Origin of the sequence: Photorhabdus khanii NC19, from assembly GCF_000517265.1 — a bacterium.
Taxonomy (GTDB): Bacteria; Pseudomonadota; Gammaproteobacteria; order Enterobacterales; family Enterobacteriaceae; genus Photorhabdus; species Photorhabdus khanii.
Genome location: NZ_AYSJ01000006.1, coordinates 55,215 through 71,822 on the forward strand (window position 1 = coordinate 55,215; position 16,608 = coordinate 71,822).

The 16,608-nt window shown below is 46.7% G+C and carries 7 protein-coding genes, 1 tRNA gene and 3 pseudogenes; 5 read left to right on the plus strand and 6 right to left on the minus strand.

Features of this window, described 5'->3' with window-relative positions:
• Position 1: 1 nt before the first annotated feature.
• Entirely contained in the window at positions 2-574 is a 573-nt protein-coding gene (gene dicD / locus PTE_RS07300) for a division control transcriptional repressor DicD (protein WP_036844536.1), read from the plus strand.
• 127 nt (positions 575-701) lie between these two features.
• Positions 702-777: transfer RNA gene (locus PTE_RS07305), tRNA-Phe, on the plus strand.
• A 549-nt stretch (positions 778-1,326) separates the two neighbouring features.
• On the opposite strand, the pseudogene PTE_RS07310 reads toward PTE_RS07305, so the two are convergent.
• The 3 genes and pseudogenes from PTE_RS07310 to PTE_RS07320 form a co-directional block, all read right to left on the minus strand.
• Positions 1,327-2,301, minus strand: a pseudogene (locus PTE_RS07310) (tyrosine-type recombinase/integrase).
• A gap of 78 nt (positions 2,302-2,379) precedes the next feature.
• A complete protein-coding gene (locus PTE_RS07315) occupies positions 2,380-2,736 on the minus strand; it encodes a conjugal transfer nickase/helicase domain-containing protein (RefSeq protein WP_339366717.1) in 357 nt (118 codons plus the stop codon).
• Positions 2,737-2,775: 39 nt separating this feature from the next.
• Positions 2,776-4,146 carry an IS4 family transposase gene (locus PTE_RS07320; RefSeq protein ID WP_036844542.1) on the minus strand — a complete coding sequence of 457 codons (1,371 nt, stop codon included), beginning with the start codon at positions 4,144-4,146 and terminating at the stop codon, positions 2,776-2,778.
• Positions 4,147-4,314: 168 nt separating this feature from the next.
• On the opposite strand from PTE_RS07320, the gene PTE_RS25435 reads away from it, so the two are divergent.
• The gene (locus PTE_RS25435; RefSeq protein ID WP_131601449.1) at positions 4,315-4,497 is read left to right on the plus strand and encodes a hypothetical protein; all 183 of its coding nucleotides are present in this window, start codon (positions 4,315-4,317) and stop codon (positions 4,495-4,497) included.
• A 269-nt stretch (positions 4,498-4,766) separates the two neighbouring features.
• On the opposite strand, the pseudogene PTE_RS23465 reads toward PTE_RS25435, so the two are convergent.
• Positions 4,767-5,234, minus strand: a pseudogene (locus PTE_RS23465) (IS66 family transposase); the annotation flags it as partial.
• A 333-nt stretch (positions 5,235-5,567) separates the two neighbouring features.
• Here PTE_RS23465 and PTE_RS07325 point away from each other — a divergent pair.
• Together PTE_RS07325 and PTE_RS23470 are read left to right on the plus strand one after the other, a co-directional pair.
• Positions 5,568-6,377 carry a hypothetical protein gene (locus tag PTE_RS07325; protein WP_036844545.1) on the plus strand — a complete coding sequence of 270 codons (810 nt, stop codon included), beginning with the start codon at positions 5,568-5,570 and terminating at the stop codon, positions 6,375-6,377.
• A 312-nt stretch (positions 6,378-6,689) separates the two neighbouring features.
• Positions 6,690-7,037: pseudogene (locus PTE_RS23470) on the plus strand (IS66 family transposase); the annotation flags it as partial.
• A 44-nt stretch (positions 7,038-7,081) separates the two neighbouring features.
• Here PTE_RS23470 and PTE_RS24445 read toward each other — a convergent pair.
• Together PTE_RS24445 and PTE_RS07345 are read right to left on the minus strand one after the other, a co-directional pair.
• Positions 7,082-8,625 (minus strand): IS3 family transposase gene (locus tag PTE_RS24445; RefSeq protein WP_422615316.1). Its coding sequence is split into 2 segments (ribosomal slippage): positions 7,082-8,148 and positions 8,148-8,625, totalling 1,545 coding nucleotides; the frame shifts between segments, so codons are not numbered across the junction.
• A gap of 367 nt (positions 8,626-8,992) precedes the next feature.
• Entirely contained in the window at positions 8,993-16,510 is a 7,518-nt protein-coding gene (locus PTE_RS07345) for a Tc toxin subunit A-related protein (protein ID WP_036844554.1), read from the minus strand.
• Between the last annotated feature and the right edge of the window lie 98 nt (positions 16,511-16,608).

The following is a 16,608-nucleotide window of genomic DNA, read 5'->3' on the forward strand; positions in this document are numbered from 1 at the left end:
CGTGCAACGAGAACAAGTTCTTAGTCATGTCTTAAACTTGCTGGAACAACATGGCTTATCCGCCACAACTGAGATACTCCTTGGTTCACTTAACATGGATATGGAATATCTAAAGCAGTTCTGGCCCGATCGGGAAGCGCTGCTTTATGATTGCCTGCGTTATCACGGCCAACAGATTGAAGTCTGGCAACGACAGATGTTACTGGATGAAAATCTGACACCAGAGCAAAAGCTACTGGCTCGTTATGCAGCGCTTGGTGAAAAAGTAAAAGAGAAACGCTATCCAGGCTGCCTGTTTATCGCGGCCTGTAGTGCATTCCCTGAATCTGACCACCCTATCCATCAATTAGCTGAATTGCAAAAACAGAATTCTTCCCATTACACCACCGAGTTATTACATCAACTAGATATCGAAGATTGTGAACTGATTACCAAACAGATGGAACTGATTCTGGAAGGTTGCCTGAGCAAGCTACTGATCAAACGGGATATTGATGATATCGCGACGGCAAAACTGCTGGCAGAAGATGTTTTGGCTATCGCCAAATGCCGCAAAAATGGTGCGTTAAGCTAATAAAAATCAGCCAAGATGAATAACCACACAAATTTGGGGTAAAAAGTCAGCAATCAATCGTCTTTTATCATTTTTTATCAGAAAGGCATTGACGACTTAGGCTGAATACGGTTTAATTCGCCCCGTTGCCCGGATAGCTCAGTCGGTAGAGCAGAGGATTGAAAATCCTCGTGTCGGTGGTTCGATTCCGCCTCCGGGCACCATATCAAAGTGCGTTGGTTGAGAGATGAGAAAACTCAACGAGCGTTCGATACCGGAACCTAAAAGTGCATAATTGTAGATTGTTCAATCTTGCGCTACTTAGATATAAGTATAAAGGTTCTAAGATTAGGATATCTGAGAAATCAGATGTCCTTTTTTCGTTCGAGGGAGATATTTACAAGTTCTATTGCAACTGTCAAGCCATCCAAACCAAAATCAATGAATTAATTAACACGATGTTGTATAAATAAGTTTTCATAATTATGCTTCACTTCCAACCAGCCCTTGTGTACCAAGACATACAGCCTTTTCATCTAAACGGCCCGTGGAAACAGTGAGATAGGCTATAGAACCAATATTGTTCAAGAAGAAAACAAAGTGCATAGGTGTATCGGTATTATGGAAAGCTATTTATCGGTTACTCAATTTTCCTAATTGTTCAGAAGAAGGTCAGTTATGGGAGATTGCATCAGTTCGAAAAAACTCCCCATCTTGCGACAGGGAATTTGTATAGAAAAAACAAGTCCAGGCAACCGCGAAAATATTTCGGTTTATCTGATTAACATTTCTCCTCTCTCTGGCTCAACATCAATATACAGCATCAATTCGCGCTCCAGCGCACGCCCGGCAATATCCAGATTGATATCAATATATTCCATCGTCGTGGCAATATTGCGGTGTCCCAATAATCCGCGCACCATTTGCAAATTACGATCAGGCGCTTTCATCAGTTCAGTTGCCAAAATATGCCGGAAACGGTGGGGGCCCACATCAAATCCACACTCCTTTGACAAGCGCCGAAAAAATGATTTTATCGTCTGTAATTGATCAGTTTCATTTCCTCGGTCTGTTTTGGCGGTAAAATAATTCACACAGAACAGGAGATCACTCAGTTTTGCCCCGGCGGCTTGCGCACGTTCCAGCAAAATCTCCAGTCGCGGATATAACCNTTTCACCACCGGCNCCTGATGTTCATAATGGTTCTTACTCCCCTCGGAGCNAAGAATANTCCGACGCTCATTCNGGTCNATATCCNCGAGCNGGACATGTANCANCTGATTTTGCCGCATCCCGGTNTAACGCNNCGTATCCNGTACCGTCNGCCAGTACCNGGTCGGATATAATGCACAGTGGGCACGATGGTTATCCCCCATCTGTCGCTCCCGCTCTTCGAATTGCCCCATCGTGAGATACAAGGCTGTCAGTTGTTTTTGGGTCAATGTTTTCTTTTTATTCTTGTTCGCATTAACCACCACACCAAAATGGGTTTTCCGTTTGGGACAGTATTTTTTCTTCTATCGCAAAATTGAACACCGCCCGCATATGCGCAATCTTACTGTTCCAGGTCACACATATCTGCGCCACGCCAGGACCTGTTGTCGGGTCACTTGAGCAGGCCGATTGTCTACACCTGCAAACACCAGGAATGTATTCATCACCTTGCGATAACTTGACTCAGTATCCGGCCGCAAGATTTTGGCAAAAAAATATTCATCCAGCAGGTTATCCCAGGTCATACTGTCCATCTCTACTTCCTCACGTCTTCAATTTAAAAACCCATTGCGGGGCACAGAACATAACACATTGTTATTAAAGATGCTTTCTCAGAAAATCATTAGAAAAGGGCTATCGTCTGGTACAGAACGGCCACGATAAAGCAAAGTGCTTTTGATTAAGTAACCATGAACACGTTGATAGGAGCCTGTCCGATCAGCCGAATCATAAAGATGACAGCAACAAAAACACTTTCCACTACTGACTCGATGTCGTCCCAGCCGCTCAAATGCGGTTTGTACCCGTTTCCATTTTTGGTTAACCTCGTTGCCATCCGCCTGCTTCTTCTCACTGAGAAACGGGAAGAAAATGGCCGGCGCACTCACAAACACAAAGCCACCAACCAGATGTATCCGGGCTTTCGGCGTATTAATGGTCATCACACCCTGCATTAAGTCAGCGGACAGCTAGTCCCAAAACTGCTCTCCAATACAGCTGTCTCTTGATCACAAGTCTTGCTGGATAGAATGCGCCAGTTCATAACCTTCAAGGATGGCTTGTAATTTTAGCCATCCTTCCCACAACGTTTTGACTGATGCTCTACCACTTTGTTTGCTATTTTTCCAACCACCTAATTTTGCAAGATGTTCATAGGCCCATTTAGCGGTAGGTGGGGTTTCAGGAAGCGCTGTTTTGACACTTTTCAGCCAAAGCAGTTTCCACGCTTTTGGTGACAATATTGTTTCACAGTTAATATCTTCAAGTTGCTCATTAGCAAATTTTAACTGGAATATCCTTACCGCTAAGAAGGCATAAATTGTGGCTAATCTATCTAGATTGTTTTTGCTTTGAACTCTCAGTTTTTCTACATCAGTCCCCTCACTTTTCCAGATTTTATGATATTCCTCTATTAGCCAGCGTTTTTCGTAATAACCCATGATCGTAAGAGCATCTTCTTCATTATGGATCGGTTCACTCGTTAAAATAGGCCAAATGAGCTTCTTATCCTCACTGCCTATTTCTGAGCAGCCGACGTAGTAGAGAGGGATCGCATTTCCCGTTTTATTGGATGGGGTTTTTAATGTTACAGGCGCATATTTTATATCAAGAGTCACGACTTTTGCCTTCCGTCCTCCTCTTTGAGCTACGCGTATTTGTCGTTGCCCAGCACTCTTAAGCTCTGCGACAAATTGGTATAATTTGTTTGCTCCTTCAAGGATATGTCTACTCATCATTGAACGAACCACAAAACGTTGGTTATTTGATACCTTATAGGTTAAATAGTCATAAATATCTGCTTCACGATCACAGACAGAAATAACATTTGTCATTGCCTCACCTAAACGAGAAGTCATATTTCTAGATGCTCTTTCCCATTTATATCCTTCTTTATCTTCATAGGGTCGTTTAAGGCCATGACGACGAATGCCGCGAGTTTTTATATCTCTTGTCCACCGTTGTTGCTCTATCAGCCCAACAAGGTCATTTTTATCTGGCGCATATAACAAAATGCTGTGGGCGAAAAGTCCTCGCCAGCGGTTACCTTGATTTACATGTCCTAATTCTTTCCGTATCGAATGATGCTGATAGCTCAACGTTGTTGTGTCTTCCAAAGCAAGGAGTAATGGGTATTGCTCAATCTGATTTGCCGTTGCTGTAAATCCCGCCTCGGCAATATCTTTCGAGGCAATATTATCATTGCGAATGAATCGATAAGCGCCTTCCATACTGGCTGGAGATAATGAAGATTTTACAACGGATTTACCGGGGTGTAGGGCTAACTCTGAAGCCATTTTGACTAATCTTGCGGCTCTTCTTGGGTCACCGAGTTCAGCGTGGCCAAAATGGCAAGCCCATTCAACATTGCTTTTAATCATCACAGAAATCCTCAAATTAAACACTTTGAAGATCTGATCACGAGGAAAGTATTTAGTTCAAAAAATCCTTCACATTAAGTGAAGGATTCTGTATAAGAGAAAGCCCCATACTGGTTTTCCCCCGTTGTGCTACCCGCTGGGGGCCTTGTTTCGGAGAATACGAGGATTGTGGCGGGCGGCGATTTTGGTGAGTCGGTGGGGGCCATGCCTTGTGATTTTTCTTTGCGTGAGGGGGGGGGGGCGCAGGCGGGGTGGTCGCGCTTTCTTCGAGGTTGTTGTTCGGTTGTCACTGACCGGATGGGGGGGGTCGAGCCTTGGATGCTGTTGCAGTGCTGGTGTGGGGCGCTTTAGAAGACGAATATGGCTCAGTAGAATGGAATAGGGGCGTCAGATTCGACTGGTACGGAAGGCTGCGCGGTGGCGATAAGCAATTATCTCGAGAGCTTTTGCACGAGCAGAGAATTTTGAGAAAGCGTCGACGAGCAGTTAAACCGTGTAATAGCCTAGTAGCAATAAAGTTCTTCTAAAGTCATCATAGCCTGAGGATCTCCACGATTTTGTTTTCTATACAAAAACGTTGATCGTGCCTCAGGCTCTTAGTTCCTTTTTTCTTTCCTTTCTTAAGCAGAGTTCAGGTTAGTTAGATTCGCAAATTCTCGATGACACGGGCATGGCACCGGAAATATTCGGAAGGCAGATGTGGGGTAACAGATTATCGTCATTGGATAATAATGCACCTGCTCATACCTGAGGGGATCAGTTACCTTGAAAAACGCATTAAAGAGCGAACTCCTTCGCGGTAATACGCAATAGTCATACAACACGATGTTGGGCGTTGTTGTGTGTGGCACCGGGGAGTCAGTACCCACACAATAGACCCACATATAATGCGTCATTTTTCTGAAGTCACCATCTTTACTGTGGTTTAGTCCGTATGAAGAATCGGCTACTGTAACAGAGTTTCCCTGAATTTTGCTACCAAAGGGACAAAACAACTGGGCCGATTTTAATATCCAACCACTCTGTGTCTGGCGGCTGAGTTCAATGCCATATTGTTTAAACAACGTTTCCTGACGATACAGCGGCAAATCTGTAGTTAATGTAGTTTCTTGTTGAAGAGAATAACAAGCTGTACAGGTGCATAGCAATGTGTTGCTGTTGCCAAAGAGCTACGGACATTGCAAGATAAGATGACAAGAACATTACATAACCACTCACAAAATGCACAGGTCCATACACCAAAAGAAACTTTTACCGGGCCTCATTGTCTACCCAAAGTTAAAATGTCGTGTTGTTTCGCAAAGTTAAAATGTCACCTTTACACACAAAATGGTAATCTATTAAAAGCTAATATATGAGTGTGATAGATGTTGGTTGATGCCAATAAAGCATAGGTAAGTTGCGAAGGACGTGAAGTACACATGACGAAAATTAGTGAAAGGCAGAAGCCCAACGGTATTACTCATGGTTATTGTAATATCTGTGGCAAATACGATTTGCTTACAAAAGATCATGTGCCACCAAAGTGTGCCATAACTTTAGGGCCCGTCCTACAAAAAACAGTTAGTGAATTTTTTCATACCAGCGAGCCGGTAAAACCATTAAATGCCAAAAATGGCGCATATTTTAGAACGATCTGCCGTCACTGTAATAACTATGTATTAGGGGGACTAGATAAATCAATTGAAGATGTTACTAAGGAATTTAAGTCTAAGTTAGAGCTATACTTGACAGGAACACAAATGAACCCAGTCATTAGAATACCATTCGATAGCTTATCTTTTACTAAGGCCATGATTGGTCACATTTTATCTGCCACTTCTGTTGAGGATTGTAGAAATGAACCAGTCGATAGCCCATTCTATACGCCATTAAAAAACTTTGTCTTAGGGAAAACTTCAAGCTTTGAGGATACACATGATATCTACTATTGGTTTTATCCCCACCGAATGCATATTTCAGCTCAAAGTGTAGCTTTCATGAATCAAGGTCATGTAGCGTTCATGTGCGCTTTGCATTTTTTCCCTATCGGTTTCATTATCACGGTAAAAGAACAGGGGACTTTTCCAGCTCACGCATCTTCTTTAAACCTTAAAGACACGCACCTCGTTTTTAACATGACAACTAAGAATTATGAATTTACGACATTTCCATTTGTTGGCCTTAAAGGTAATCAAATGTATGCCTTAAGTAATGGCCATACTTGTGTTAGCTACCCAATAATTAAATGACTTATATGGACACCGACTTAATTCAAGTAGGTGAGTAAATTTTTTTTGACAATGTAGTCGCAAACATATATTCGGCTTCAATGAGCCCTGATGAAAATCCGCACTCTCTGCCCTCATTATTTCAACAGTCTCGATAGACTGAGTTATTTACCAAGTTCACAGAGAATCGGTACTACCTGTCAATACATCTACTTAAGGACTTCTACTACATCAATTCATCGTATATATCATGGGTAACTCATCGGGTGCGTATTACCACGATGGAGATCACTGAGTAACGGCATTTTTCATGGTAATATTCACCCGGGCTGAATCACCGAAGCGGGTTGCTGGGCCCATGCCCGGCGTAAGTTCTTTGAACACTACCAGGCCAGCGCCAATCCGACGGCCAAACAGGCGCTGGAGGGTATTCGTGAACTGTACAAACTGGAGCGAAAAATCAAACACCGGCCCCCGGATAAACGGCGTCAGTGGCGGCAGCGTTATGCCCGGCCATGGCTGAATGAGTTCCGGTCCTGGTTGCAGACGACTCAGGCCAAAACGGCCCCCAACTCCGGGTTACGCAAAGCGATAGATTATACCCTGAAGCGCTGGCCAGCCCTAGTGTGTTACCTGGATGATGGCCGGGTGCCGATAGACAACAACCGGGCGGAGAATGCCGGCGTTTTTCAAGGTAGCTGTCGCCTGATGTAATAAAATTACGTTTATGCCGCTTCTTTTTCCGGATTTAGATAAACTTCCTGTATGTGCTCCCAGTTACGGATCTCTTTACTCCAGCGCTCCGGATGATGTTGACATGCGGCCAGGTATACTGCTTTTCTGTTCAATAATATTTGGGTATCTATGCCCCGGTGACGTTCATCCGGGGTGACATACCTGATCCCGCTATGTTTATGCTCAAAGTTGTACCCGTTGACGAAACGAGTCACCCAGCCCCTTGCTTCATCAATGTTGCTGAATCCATTTTTGGGCCACCAGGGACAATATTTCAGCGTACGGAACAGCGACTCTGAATACGGGTTATCATTACTGACCCTGGGGCGAGAATAGGAACTGAGGATACCGAGACTGTACATCTTAGCCAGCATGGTGTAGCTGCGCATCGGGCCACCATTATCTGAATGCAATATGATATTCTGGGTTGAGCACTTTTCGCTCCACACGGCCCGTTGAAGTAGATTTGCTGCATGTTCTCCTGATTCGTTGAGGAAGACTTCAGCAGCAACAATTTTCCGGCTAAATATGTCCAGAATCATGTAAAGATAAAAATGTTGATCTTTGATCCATGAAGGCAAATAACCGATATCCCAGCTCCAGACCTGATTGGGTGATACTGCTTTTAATGCGTCAGGACGCTTATACTGGCTTTCCCGACGTCTTCTGGTCAGTCGTTTATTCACTTTAAGTATCCTGTAAAAAGTTGCTTCTGAAGTGATGTAAATTCCTTTATCAGCAAGTGCGGGAACAATGACATTTGGTGACAATCCAGCAAACTCCGGCGAGTTGCAAATATCCATAATCTGCTGACGCTCAGTCTCCGATAATTTATTCGCAGGGAGCCGGTGAATGGCTTCGGGACGGCGATCGGCAAGTATCTGCCCGTCTGGCGATTCCACCCAGCGCTGAAGCGTTCTGACTGAGATACCTATGCACTGACATGCACGGGTTTTACTCGCCCCTTGTGTAACGGCGTCGTTGACGAGCGAAATTATTTTTTGCCGCTCTGGAAGAGGTGTCAACCTTCCTCGCTGTTGTCCCAGAGGGCATTGAACTTTTCCCTTAATATCAGGAGCGCAGCAGCTTCAGCCAGCGCTTTATTCTTGCGTTGAAGCTCTTTCTCCAGTTCCCGTAATTTACTCCGGGCTTCACGCAGTTCCTTATCGGCACGACGGTTTTCTGTGAGTTTAATCTCATGGGCTTGAATGGAGATAACCTGCCATTCTTTGACCTGCTCGACGAAAAGTCCCATACGTCGGCAATAGTCAGCCAACTCCATTTCCGACAATGTTGCTGTTTCAAGCACAACTGAAAATCGTCGTTCAGGCGTCCACTCATCACTGTCAGCAGAGGAAACCTTTTCGTTTTCAGGTAATAAACCGCGCTCCACCAGTTCACATCTCCATTTTGATACAACAGAAGGGCTGATATCCAGTTTACGGGCTATCTGTCTGTGGGACCAGCAATAGGGAGGCAGAAGCCAAATAATCCCTTGTTCTTTAACATCAATCGGTACTGCATGTGCAGGCATAGTAATTCTCCTTAAAAATTGGGGCGACAACTATGCTGACACAGGGGGTTATTGGGTGATCTGCTTGGATGAAAATACCTATGGCCGAACAATCTGTTGAATGAGCTGCTCCCCTGGCCGGATAATACTTTCAGTTAACATCCTATTTTGTTGTTATCTGATAAAGCAAGGTGAGATGACCGGACGCTTACTATCAAATGAGCAGATGACGCCACAGAAAGCGGCGGAAATTGTTGCCGGAGGGATACCCAACAGTGAAGCGAAGTTAATACAGTTTGCGGCAGCAAAGTAAGCGGCTCATCTGAATTTTGCATACAGAACTCCTGACAAGCTCCCCGTAGGGAGCCTGGTGAAGTTAAAGGGGGATTCAGCTCATGATGGTGTAACGGATATGCAGAATCATGTCGCTTAGGCTAAGCAACAGGTCTTTCTGCTTGCCAGTTGCATCCGGGAAGCTCATGGTCAGCGTGCCACCGTCAGCCACGGGAATACCCTCAAATGGCAGCCGGCGACTGTCATTGAAATCGAGCTGGAACTGGCCGCTATCGTTCATGCCGTGCGACACCACCAACGCATCACAGCCCCGTGCTAGCCCTTTCGGATCACCATAGCTGAGCACCGCGCGCACATCCTGATACGGCCCTACCAGCGCCGGCAGGGTGACGCTGATTTGTTTGATACGTTTGACTGTTCCCAATGAGTCCGGATAATCATCCATAATCTTCAGGTCAGCGAGTCTCAGGGTGGCCTGCAGTTGTTTATTCTCCACCTTCAGGCCATTCGTCCCATCCCCGTATGTTTTATTCGGATTATTGATCACATCAGCAAGCGCAGCAGCTAAGTCGTCAATTTTACCGCTGGAAAGATTCGCATAGACCTCAGACAGGCATACTGTACGCATCACTTCTTTCGCCCGCTCATCTTTTTCCAGATATTTTTGCTCCATCTGCGCCAAATTTAGCATCAGGGTTTCCCCTGCCATCAGACCGGCCCAGGTGCCCTGCCAGGCACCCGGACGAATAAATGACATCCCGGTGTCATTCAGTGCCCACTGCCAAGCTTTCTCGGCCATCAGGCAACGTGAGACCGTCAGATCGTAGAACTGGTAGTAAATGGCAGCCAGTTTGCCCCGTAGCCAGTTGTACAGCGCCTTACTGGTGAATTTATTCTGCAGGAAGGTTAGCTGGGCCTGAGTCTGGCTCTGCTGGGTTTCCAGATAGGTTTTCTGCAGCACGGACGCTTCGCGGCGTACGTCAAGCGCGTCCAGCTGGGCATCAATCTGCTTCACTTCAGACTCAGCGGCGTTGCGCTGGATTTCCCATTCCTGACGGCGTCGGCGGTAGGCTTCGGACTGGCTGAGGCGGTCCGCAGCAGTCCGTGAAGCCGCCGCACCAATCTCAATGCTGGTGCCGACCGCCCGGGCAATGGAGCCATACCGGGAACCACCGAACGCCATGCCGTAAATATTGGGCACAGCATCCAGCCCGGCCGCAACGGTATAGGACACAGTAGCAGTGGTGGAAAGCACCGAAGCGGACAGGGCAAGGTCCATGGCCTGCTTCTCGCCGGTATTCACATCCTCATCATACAGCGTAGTGTAGCTGTCCAGCCGCGACTGCGCCCTGCTTCGACTGGCCTCCAGCGCCGTTTTGTCCGCATCGATTTCATCAATATTCTTCTCCTGCAGGGAAATACTCTGTAGTACCAGCGCTGAGCCCTGCGTCTGCAGCAGCTCGGACAGCGCCTCCGCGTCCTGACGTTCACTGATGCTGAGCAGGGTGCTGCCAAACTGGGTCAACTGGCTGACCATGCTGCGTGCGCTTTCCAGCATCACTGGGAAACGCCAGAGTGGCATGTTTTCAACAGTTGGCAGCGCACTGCCGCCCTGCGAAGAGTTGACCGCCGCACTTAGTAGGGCCGCCGGGTCGGACGGAGAGGCATAGATGGACAGAGAAAGGGGCTGGCCGTCGATGGAAAGATTATGACGCAGGTTATACAAACGCTGCGCCAGCGTCTGCCAGTACCCCTGCAACTTCTCATTCTGCTGCGGCAGAAAGAGGCTAGTCAGGGAGTTGGCGGTATACAGTATACTATCCGACGTTGTATGCTGGCGCACGGTCAGCAGGGCCTGCTGGATTGTAGCCTGAACGGTCTTATCGGCCGCATCCTTCAGACTCGGGTTGGTCCACGTGTTGTCCTGAGTCATCAAGGGCTCATCTCCGAGCAACGTCAGCGCCTGCATGTACCACATTTTCGCCTCGTTCAGGGTGTCGCGTTCAAGTTGTCGGTAGGCCGCATCTCCGCGGGCAATCAGCAGGTCAAGCCAAGCCATAAAAGTGGCGACCTTGTAGTGCATTGGGTCAGCCTGGGCCACAGCGTCCGGATCTGTGGAGTCCAGTGGGTTACTGTGCCAAGTGGTCTCCTCCTGCAGCGGACGCACATTCCACTGATAAGTAGCAGACTGGTCATTAACCAAGTAGCCGTCCGGAGACCAGATATATTTTATCCACTGAGTGGCTTCGGTGAAGCGGCTTTCCTGCAGCAGGCGCCTGAACACCATAATCGGGACGTAGTAGAACATCTCCCAAAAATAGAGGGCGTTGGCGCCATTGAAGTCCATGGCTTCGGTATAGCTCTGTGGTAACACGGCAATGGAGATATCCCGCGCATCATCACTGTCACTCCCGGGTGTAAATTTGCCCAGCGAGTAGTCACTTTCAGATATCCCGTTCAGAACGCCCTGATAGTAAGTCTTTGCCTGACACTGAAAGAAAACCGCCAGCCCACTAGTGAGGTCTGCCGGAAACTGGACAGGATCGCCCAGTTTAGTTCGCGAGATGGGGACAAAAAGTGTCACAGTTTGTTTTGTATCTTGCAACTCACCAGACCAGAAGGAATAACGCTTAGTGGCGGTATTGTTTCCTTCAGGAGATATCAATATCTGCACATGTGAATTAGTGCCGTGTAACGATGCATTATAACTGGGAAGAGTTATAGTGATATAACTGCCATGCCCAGCTTTGGGTTCCGGCAGTTGCTGCGTATTCATAGAAAGAATATTATCCAAGCCGGCACTGGCGACCAGCTGCCTAGCAAACAAGGTATTCACCCTTATGCGATATGGACCGTACTGTAAGTATTGGGCGCCATGACTAAGTCGATACAGCGGAATTACGGGGAATTTGTTATTCAGCGTTCTGGTTACCTGTAAATGAGCCGTATAACCCTCGTTTCCGAAAATACCCATGCTTATTTTAACATCAATGCTGTTAGATTCGTTAAAATTTTCCAGCGGAATATTAAATTTTACATTATCAAATGAAAAGGAAGTTTCATCAAATGTGTAACAATCTCTTTTCGAAGCAGTTTCTTCCCCCAATTTGTCGCCAGAATTCGAATAAAGACTAATACCTACCTTTTCAACATCAATAGTGGTATCAATAGTTCCGTTGAAATCTGAAAACTTATGCACATATCTTTGATCTGCATAATAAATAAGCTCCACGCTGGAAGGGGCAGATTTGAGCTGTTGTATTATTTTCATTATGTGGTAGCCAGGATATTTTCTACCCATGACACGCAGATTTTTATTCTCCACTCCATCAATATATGCTTCTCTGCCTAAACCGCTGAAATTGGTTTGTATCGATGCACCTGAACTTGAAGCTACGCATTGTATTTTATTGTCAGTATTACCAGATGTGGGGTATATGGATTTTTTTGAAGATATGTAGAAAGTATCTCCCATATTACCGGTGTCAGGTATCATTTTTAAAATGGGGCTGTCCATATCTGTGAAGTTGAAAGACTGTCTGGCATCTATTTTTAGTATGACATTTTTTTTGTCTATATCGGCATTTATACTCAGAATTTTCCCAGTGTCTTTGAACATAAAAAGGTACGGCAGGTTGGAACCATTCTGCGATACTTCGGGTGTGGATACCGTTACCATATCCGAACTCCCTTTAATATAGGGAGTGTTCAGCATGATGCTGGAATTATTGTCAAACTGAGTGGAAATGAATTTAATAATTGAGTTTAAATCCTGTATTTTTTTCACCTCTCCATTCTGGCTCACTTTAACGCCAAAGCCGTTTTCAGGAGTTGTAATTTTGTTATTCTCTCCATCATAAATAACAATAATGATATCGCTTTCACCCTGAATTTTTGCGCAATACATTCCAGGTCTGGACATGCCTGATAATTTTATATCATTCCAGTCATAGGTTAACGGTGCGCTCCATGTTCCGTCATGCTGTATATGCGCATACTTCAGTAAGTTTTCCTGTGCTTTGTTTGATTTACCGTCCTTGCCAACAGTAACGGTTTCTTTTTCTTCCATCCAAAAAATATACAGTCTTGACTGTAAAATAACTGGACGGATAAGGTTACTAACAGGAATGGCGGCTGCGGTAATTTTCTTCCATTCACTCCACGCATTAGCCGGCAGTTTGCCATCCGACATTTTTCCAACATCTGCCGAGCGCCAGTAATAATCGCCAATAGCTGAACGCCCGATAAGATAAGTCAAACCTTTCTGATCACTGACATCGTCATGGTAACCACTGACAATATCGAGATTGGCAATCTCTTCAAAACGTGTCATATACGTCTTAAAGGCATCTTCCACCGTATCACTGGTCAGCTGACTCTGGCTGAGCGACTGCAGCATTTCATTCATCATGCTGGTCTGTCCGATACGCATTGTCGGGTCAACATAGTTTTCCGGGTAGTAGACCAGCTGCGACACCCCGGCCCAAGTACTGTAGCGTTTGTTATAGATGTCCCACTCCTTAAAGAATTTTCCCGACCTGATACTGCTCACCACCCCGTCTTCCTGACCACTGAGCGCGCGGTTGACATAGAGCTGCACGCTGGCAATCGCCTCCGCCAAGCGGGTGGTCTTCACCTGCGCGGAGACCTGACTGTCAATCAGTAACCAACTATAGAGCTCATCGCGATTGTTGACTGAGTCCGGACTAATATTTTTAATGACGTATGCGCTGACAGCTCTGCTAAGCGACTCATCCAGCATGCCCTGTAGCTGCGTGGTCTGCCGCTCACTTAGCCCGCCCTGCAGGGTGTGGCTGACAGCCAGCCAGTTCTCATAGGAGGGAATGGACGCATTGTCGATATATTTCAGATTTATCAGTGCGGCAACACCAGAAGGCGTGATGCCTAGCGTGCTGGCCATATCTACCCACTGTAAGGTGATATCCACCGCCTCCCAGCTGCTAAATGTCTTCGCTGCACTGTCCTGCTGCGCCAGCCCCTGGGCCACCATCTGCTCATCCAGCGTCATAGACTGTGCCAACTGCGCCGGCGTCAGCGTGCCATCACCTAGCGCTGACAGTATTTCCGTCGCTGATGCCCCACATTGCTGCAGCCAGCTATGAAAACGAGCCAGACTGCGTATGGTAGCAATATCATGCGCTAAGGTTGTTGCTCCGACTCGGAATTTGTCAGGCTGCGTGACAGCCAGTGACAGCACGCCTGTGGTCAGAGACAGGGAACGAACAATCAGCATTAATTGCCCCATAACCTGGCAGAAAGAGACCAGCTTTATTGTGTCTTCGTTTTCGGGTTTGAGTTCGGGTTTATATTTATTCGCCAGCGCCCAGAAATCCTTAAACATCATACCCTGAGGTTTAATCTGGTCTAGCCACAGCAGAACCGCTTCGGCAGTTTCCGCTGAAGCCAGCTGGGTGGCGGCGGCAATAAACGGTGCTGCCAGCTTGATCCGTTTAGACTCTTTCATCTGATCAAGATTTTTATCCTGATTCGCCAGACCGTTTTTCAGCGTGGTGACCAGATTCTTAATATCCGGCGACATATCCGTGCTGTATTTATTAGTGGTCATCAGGTACAGCTCACCGACCGTCAGCCCCTGCGTCTTCAGCCATTGCGCGTATAGGTCAAGGAAACTGACCAGCCCGGACAGTTCATCCACCGAGAGAGCGTCCACTTTTTTCCCGGCATAAGGAGAGACGGAAATCAGCATAAACAGTTCGGTGACCGACAGGCTATTGACTGAGGCTAGCAGACGGGTGAGGTAAAGCGCGGACAGGTTGCTGAGGGTGGTGGTAAAGGCGATGTCTTTACCATCATTATCTCTATCGCTAAAGGCAAGAGTATAAAGCGTATACAGTTCTGTATCGTTCACCTGGAATGCCCGTTTCAGTACGCCGGTACGGAAACTGTCAGCAAAAGCTCCGGGAGTCAGGTCAAGCATTTCTCCATCAGCCGAGAACTCACGGTTATTCAGCCGCGGCGTATTAAACAGACGTGTAAAGGCGCTGGGGCGGTTGGTGTGTGCGGCCTGACTAATAGCCGCGCCCGCCAGTACTAACGCCGTCGCGCTGTCTGTCTGGTAATACTTCGTGTAATAACTAACTAGGGACAGACGCGCCAGCACGTTGTAATCAATAGCCAGCTGGTCATTGCAGCTTTCAATCACGGTGCGGATATCAAACGGAGAGATACCCGTAGCCTTATAAAGGCGGATAAATTTATTCAGTTTCAGTAGGAAAATACTAAAAGGGAATTTTTTGACGTCAAATATGACTTCGGCATAATACCCACCACCCCGGCGTGTCACTCCTATAGTGACTCTGTCTTGTGATGAGGTGACCGGGAAGGAGACGGGTACATTATTCTGATTGTCGAAATCGTCACTGGAAAAGATATCATCAGAAAGATATCCCTTAGTTCCTACTTTGAATGACCCCTGGGCTGCATTGCTTGCAATTGTAAGATTAAGAACATAGTTATCTTCTTTGACAGGAATCAGTTCAATGTAGCCAAACTGTCCATAGTTATCTTTCGGCGTGCGTTTTAGCAGAACAGAGTTCACATTACCACCCTGTCCTGTCAGGGTTACCAGCTGGTCATTTCTGTAATACTGCACAGACGGATCAGAATTGCTACCCGCACTGACCATGCCCAGCAGCGAGGTTAACTCATCATAGGTCAGGTCATAGTAACGGGCGAGATAGGGCAGGCTTTGATAAATACTGATATCTTCGCTGGTTCCAAAATTATCTTTCAGCAGTTTTTCCACTGTATTTTTGTTAGTGTCATTACTGACATCGTCAGGAATAACTTCCTTCAGAATATTAAACAGTTCCGGAGAAATATTCGCCTCAATCGCCAGCAGGGAGGCATCATCCATCCTGGCCGCCACGTCCGGATTACGCCGGAAGGCATCAAAATCCGCATCCCGCTGCAGGATAGCCTGACGTACCGCCTCATAAGGCTGATGATACGGGGTTTCCCCAGTCAGGCGGTAGGTAGAGAACATCTCCATCACACCGTCATAATTCTTATTCTCTTGCGTCCGAATATTATTCAGCAATAGTTCACTGGAAAGTGAGAGGGTGGACAACTCATCATCCATATTGTTTTGTGACAGGGAAAGGGAAGCCAAGTCCGGACGGCGTTTATCCAAGTTATATTTCGAGTCGTCCGGGTGTATTTTTCTGGCTTCACGATAGAGCTCGGTCAGGTAACCTGCCGGGGAAAACATGGAGGCCACGGAGCCCGGTTTAACAAACTTACTGGCGCGCTGCGGAAACAGATCATCATAGCCGCGCAGCATGGTTGACTGACAAATACCCAGACGCACGGCACGGGCCAGCTGTGGATTGGCACGGCTAAGAATGCGGGATTCTGCCATTTTATTTTCTTTTAGTTCCTGTTGTGCCTGTTTATACAGGAAGTTTGTTTCTCCCCAGGTCAGGGCATCCCCGACCAGCGTTCTGACTTCCGGAAAGGAGCACACCATAATATCAGGCAGGGTGACCAGTCGGCTATCGTCTGATTCCCGGCCGTTTTTTGTCTTTTCATGGTTGTTCAGTTTTTCCAGTATGTCATCAGTAAAATACATCGAAATTACCCTCATCATTTCAGTGTCCAGTTGCCGACAGGCAACGTATGTCTATTACTCATCCGTGACGGATGCAGGCTGCATTCGGCTCCACAGCA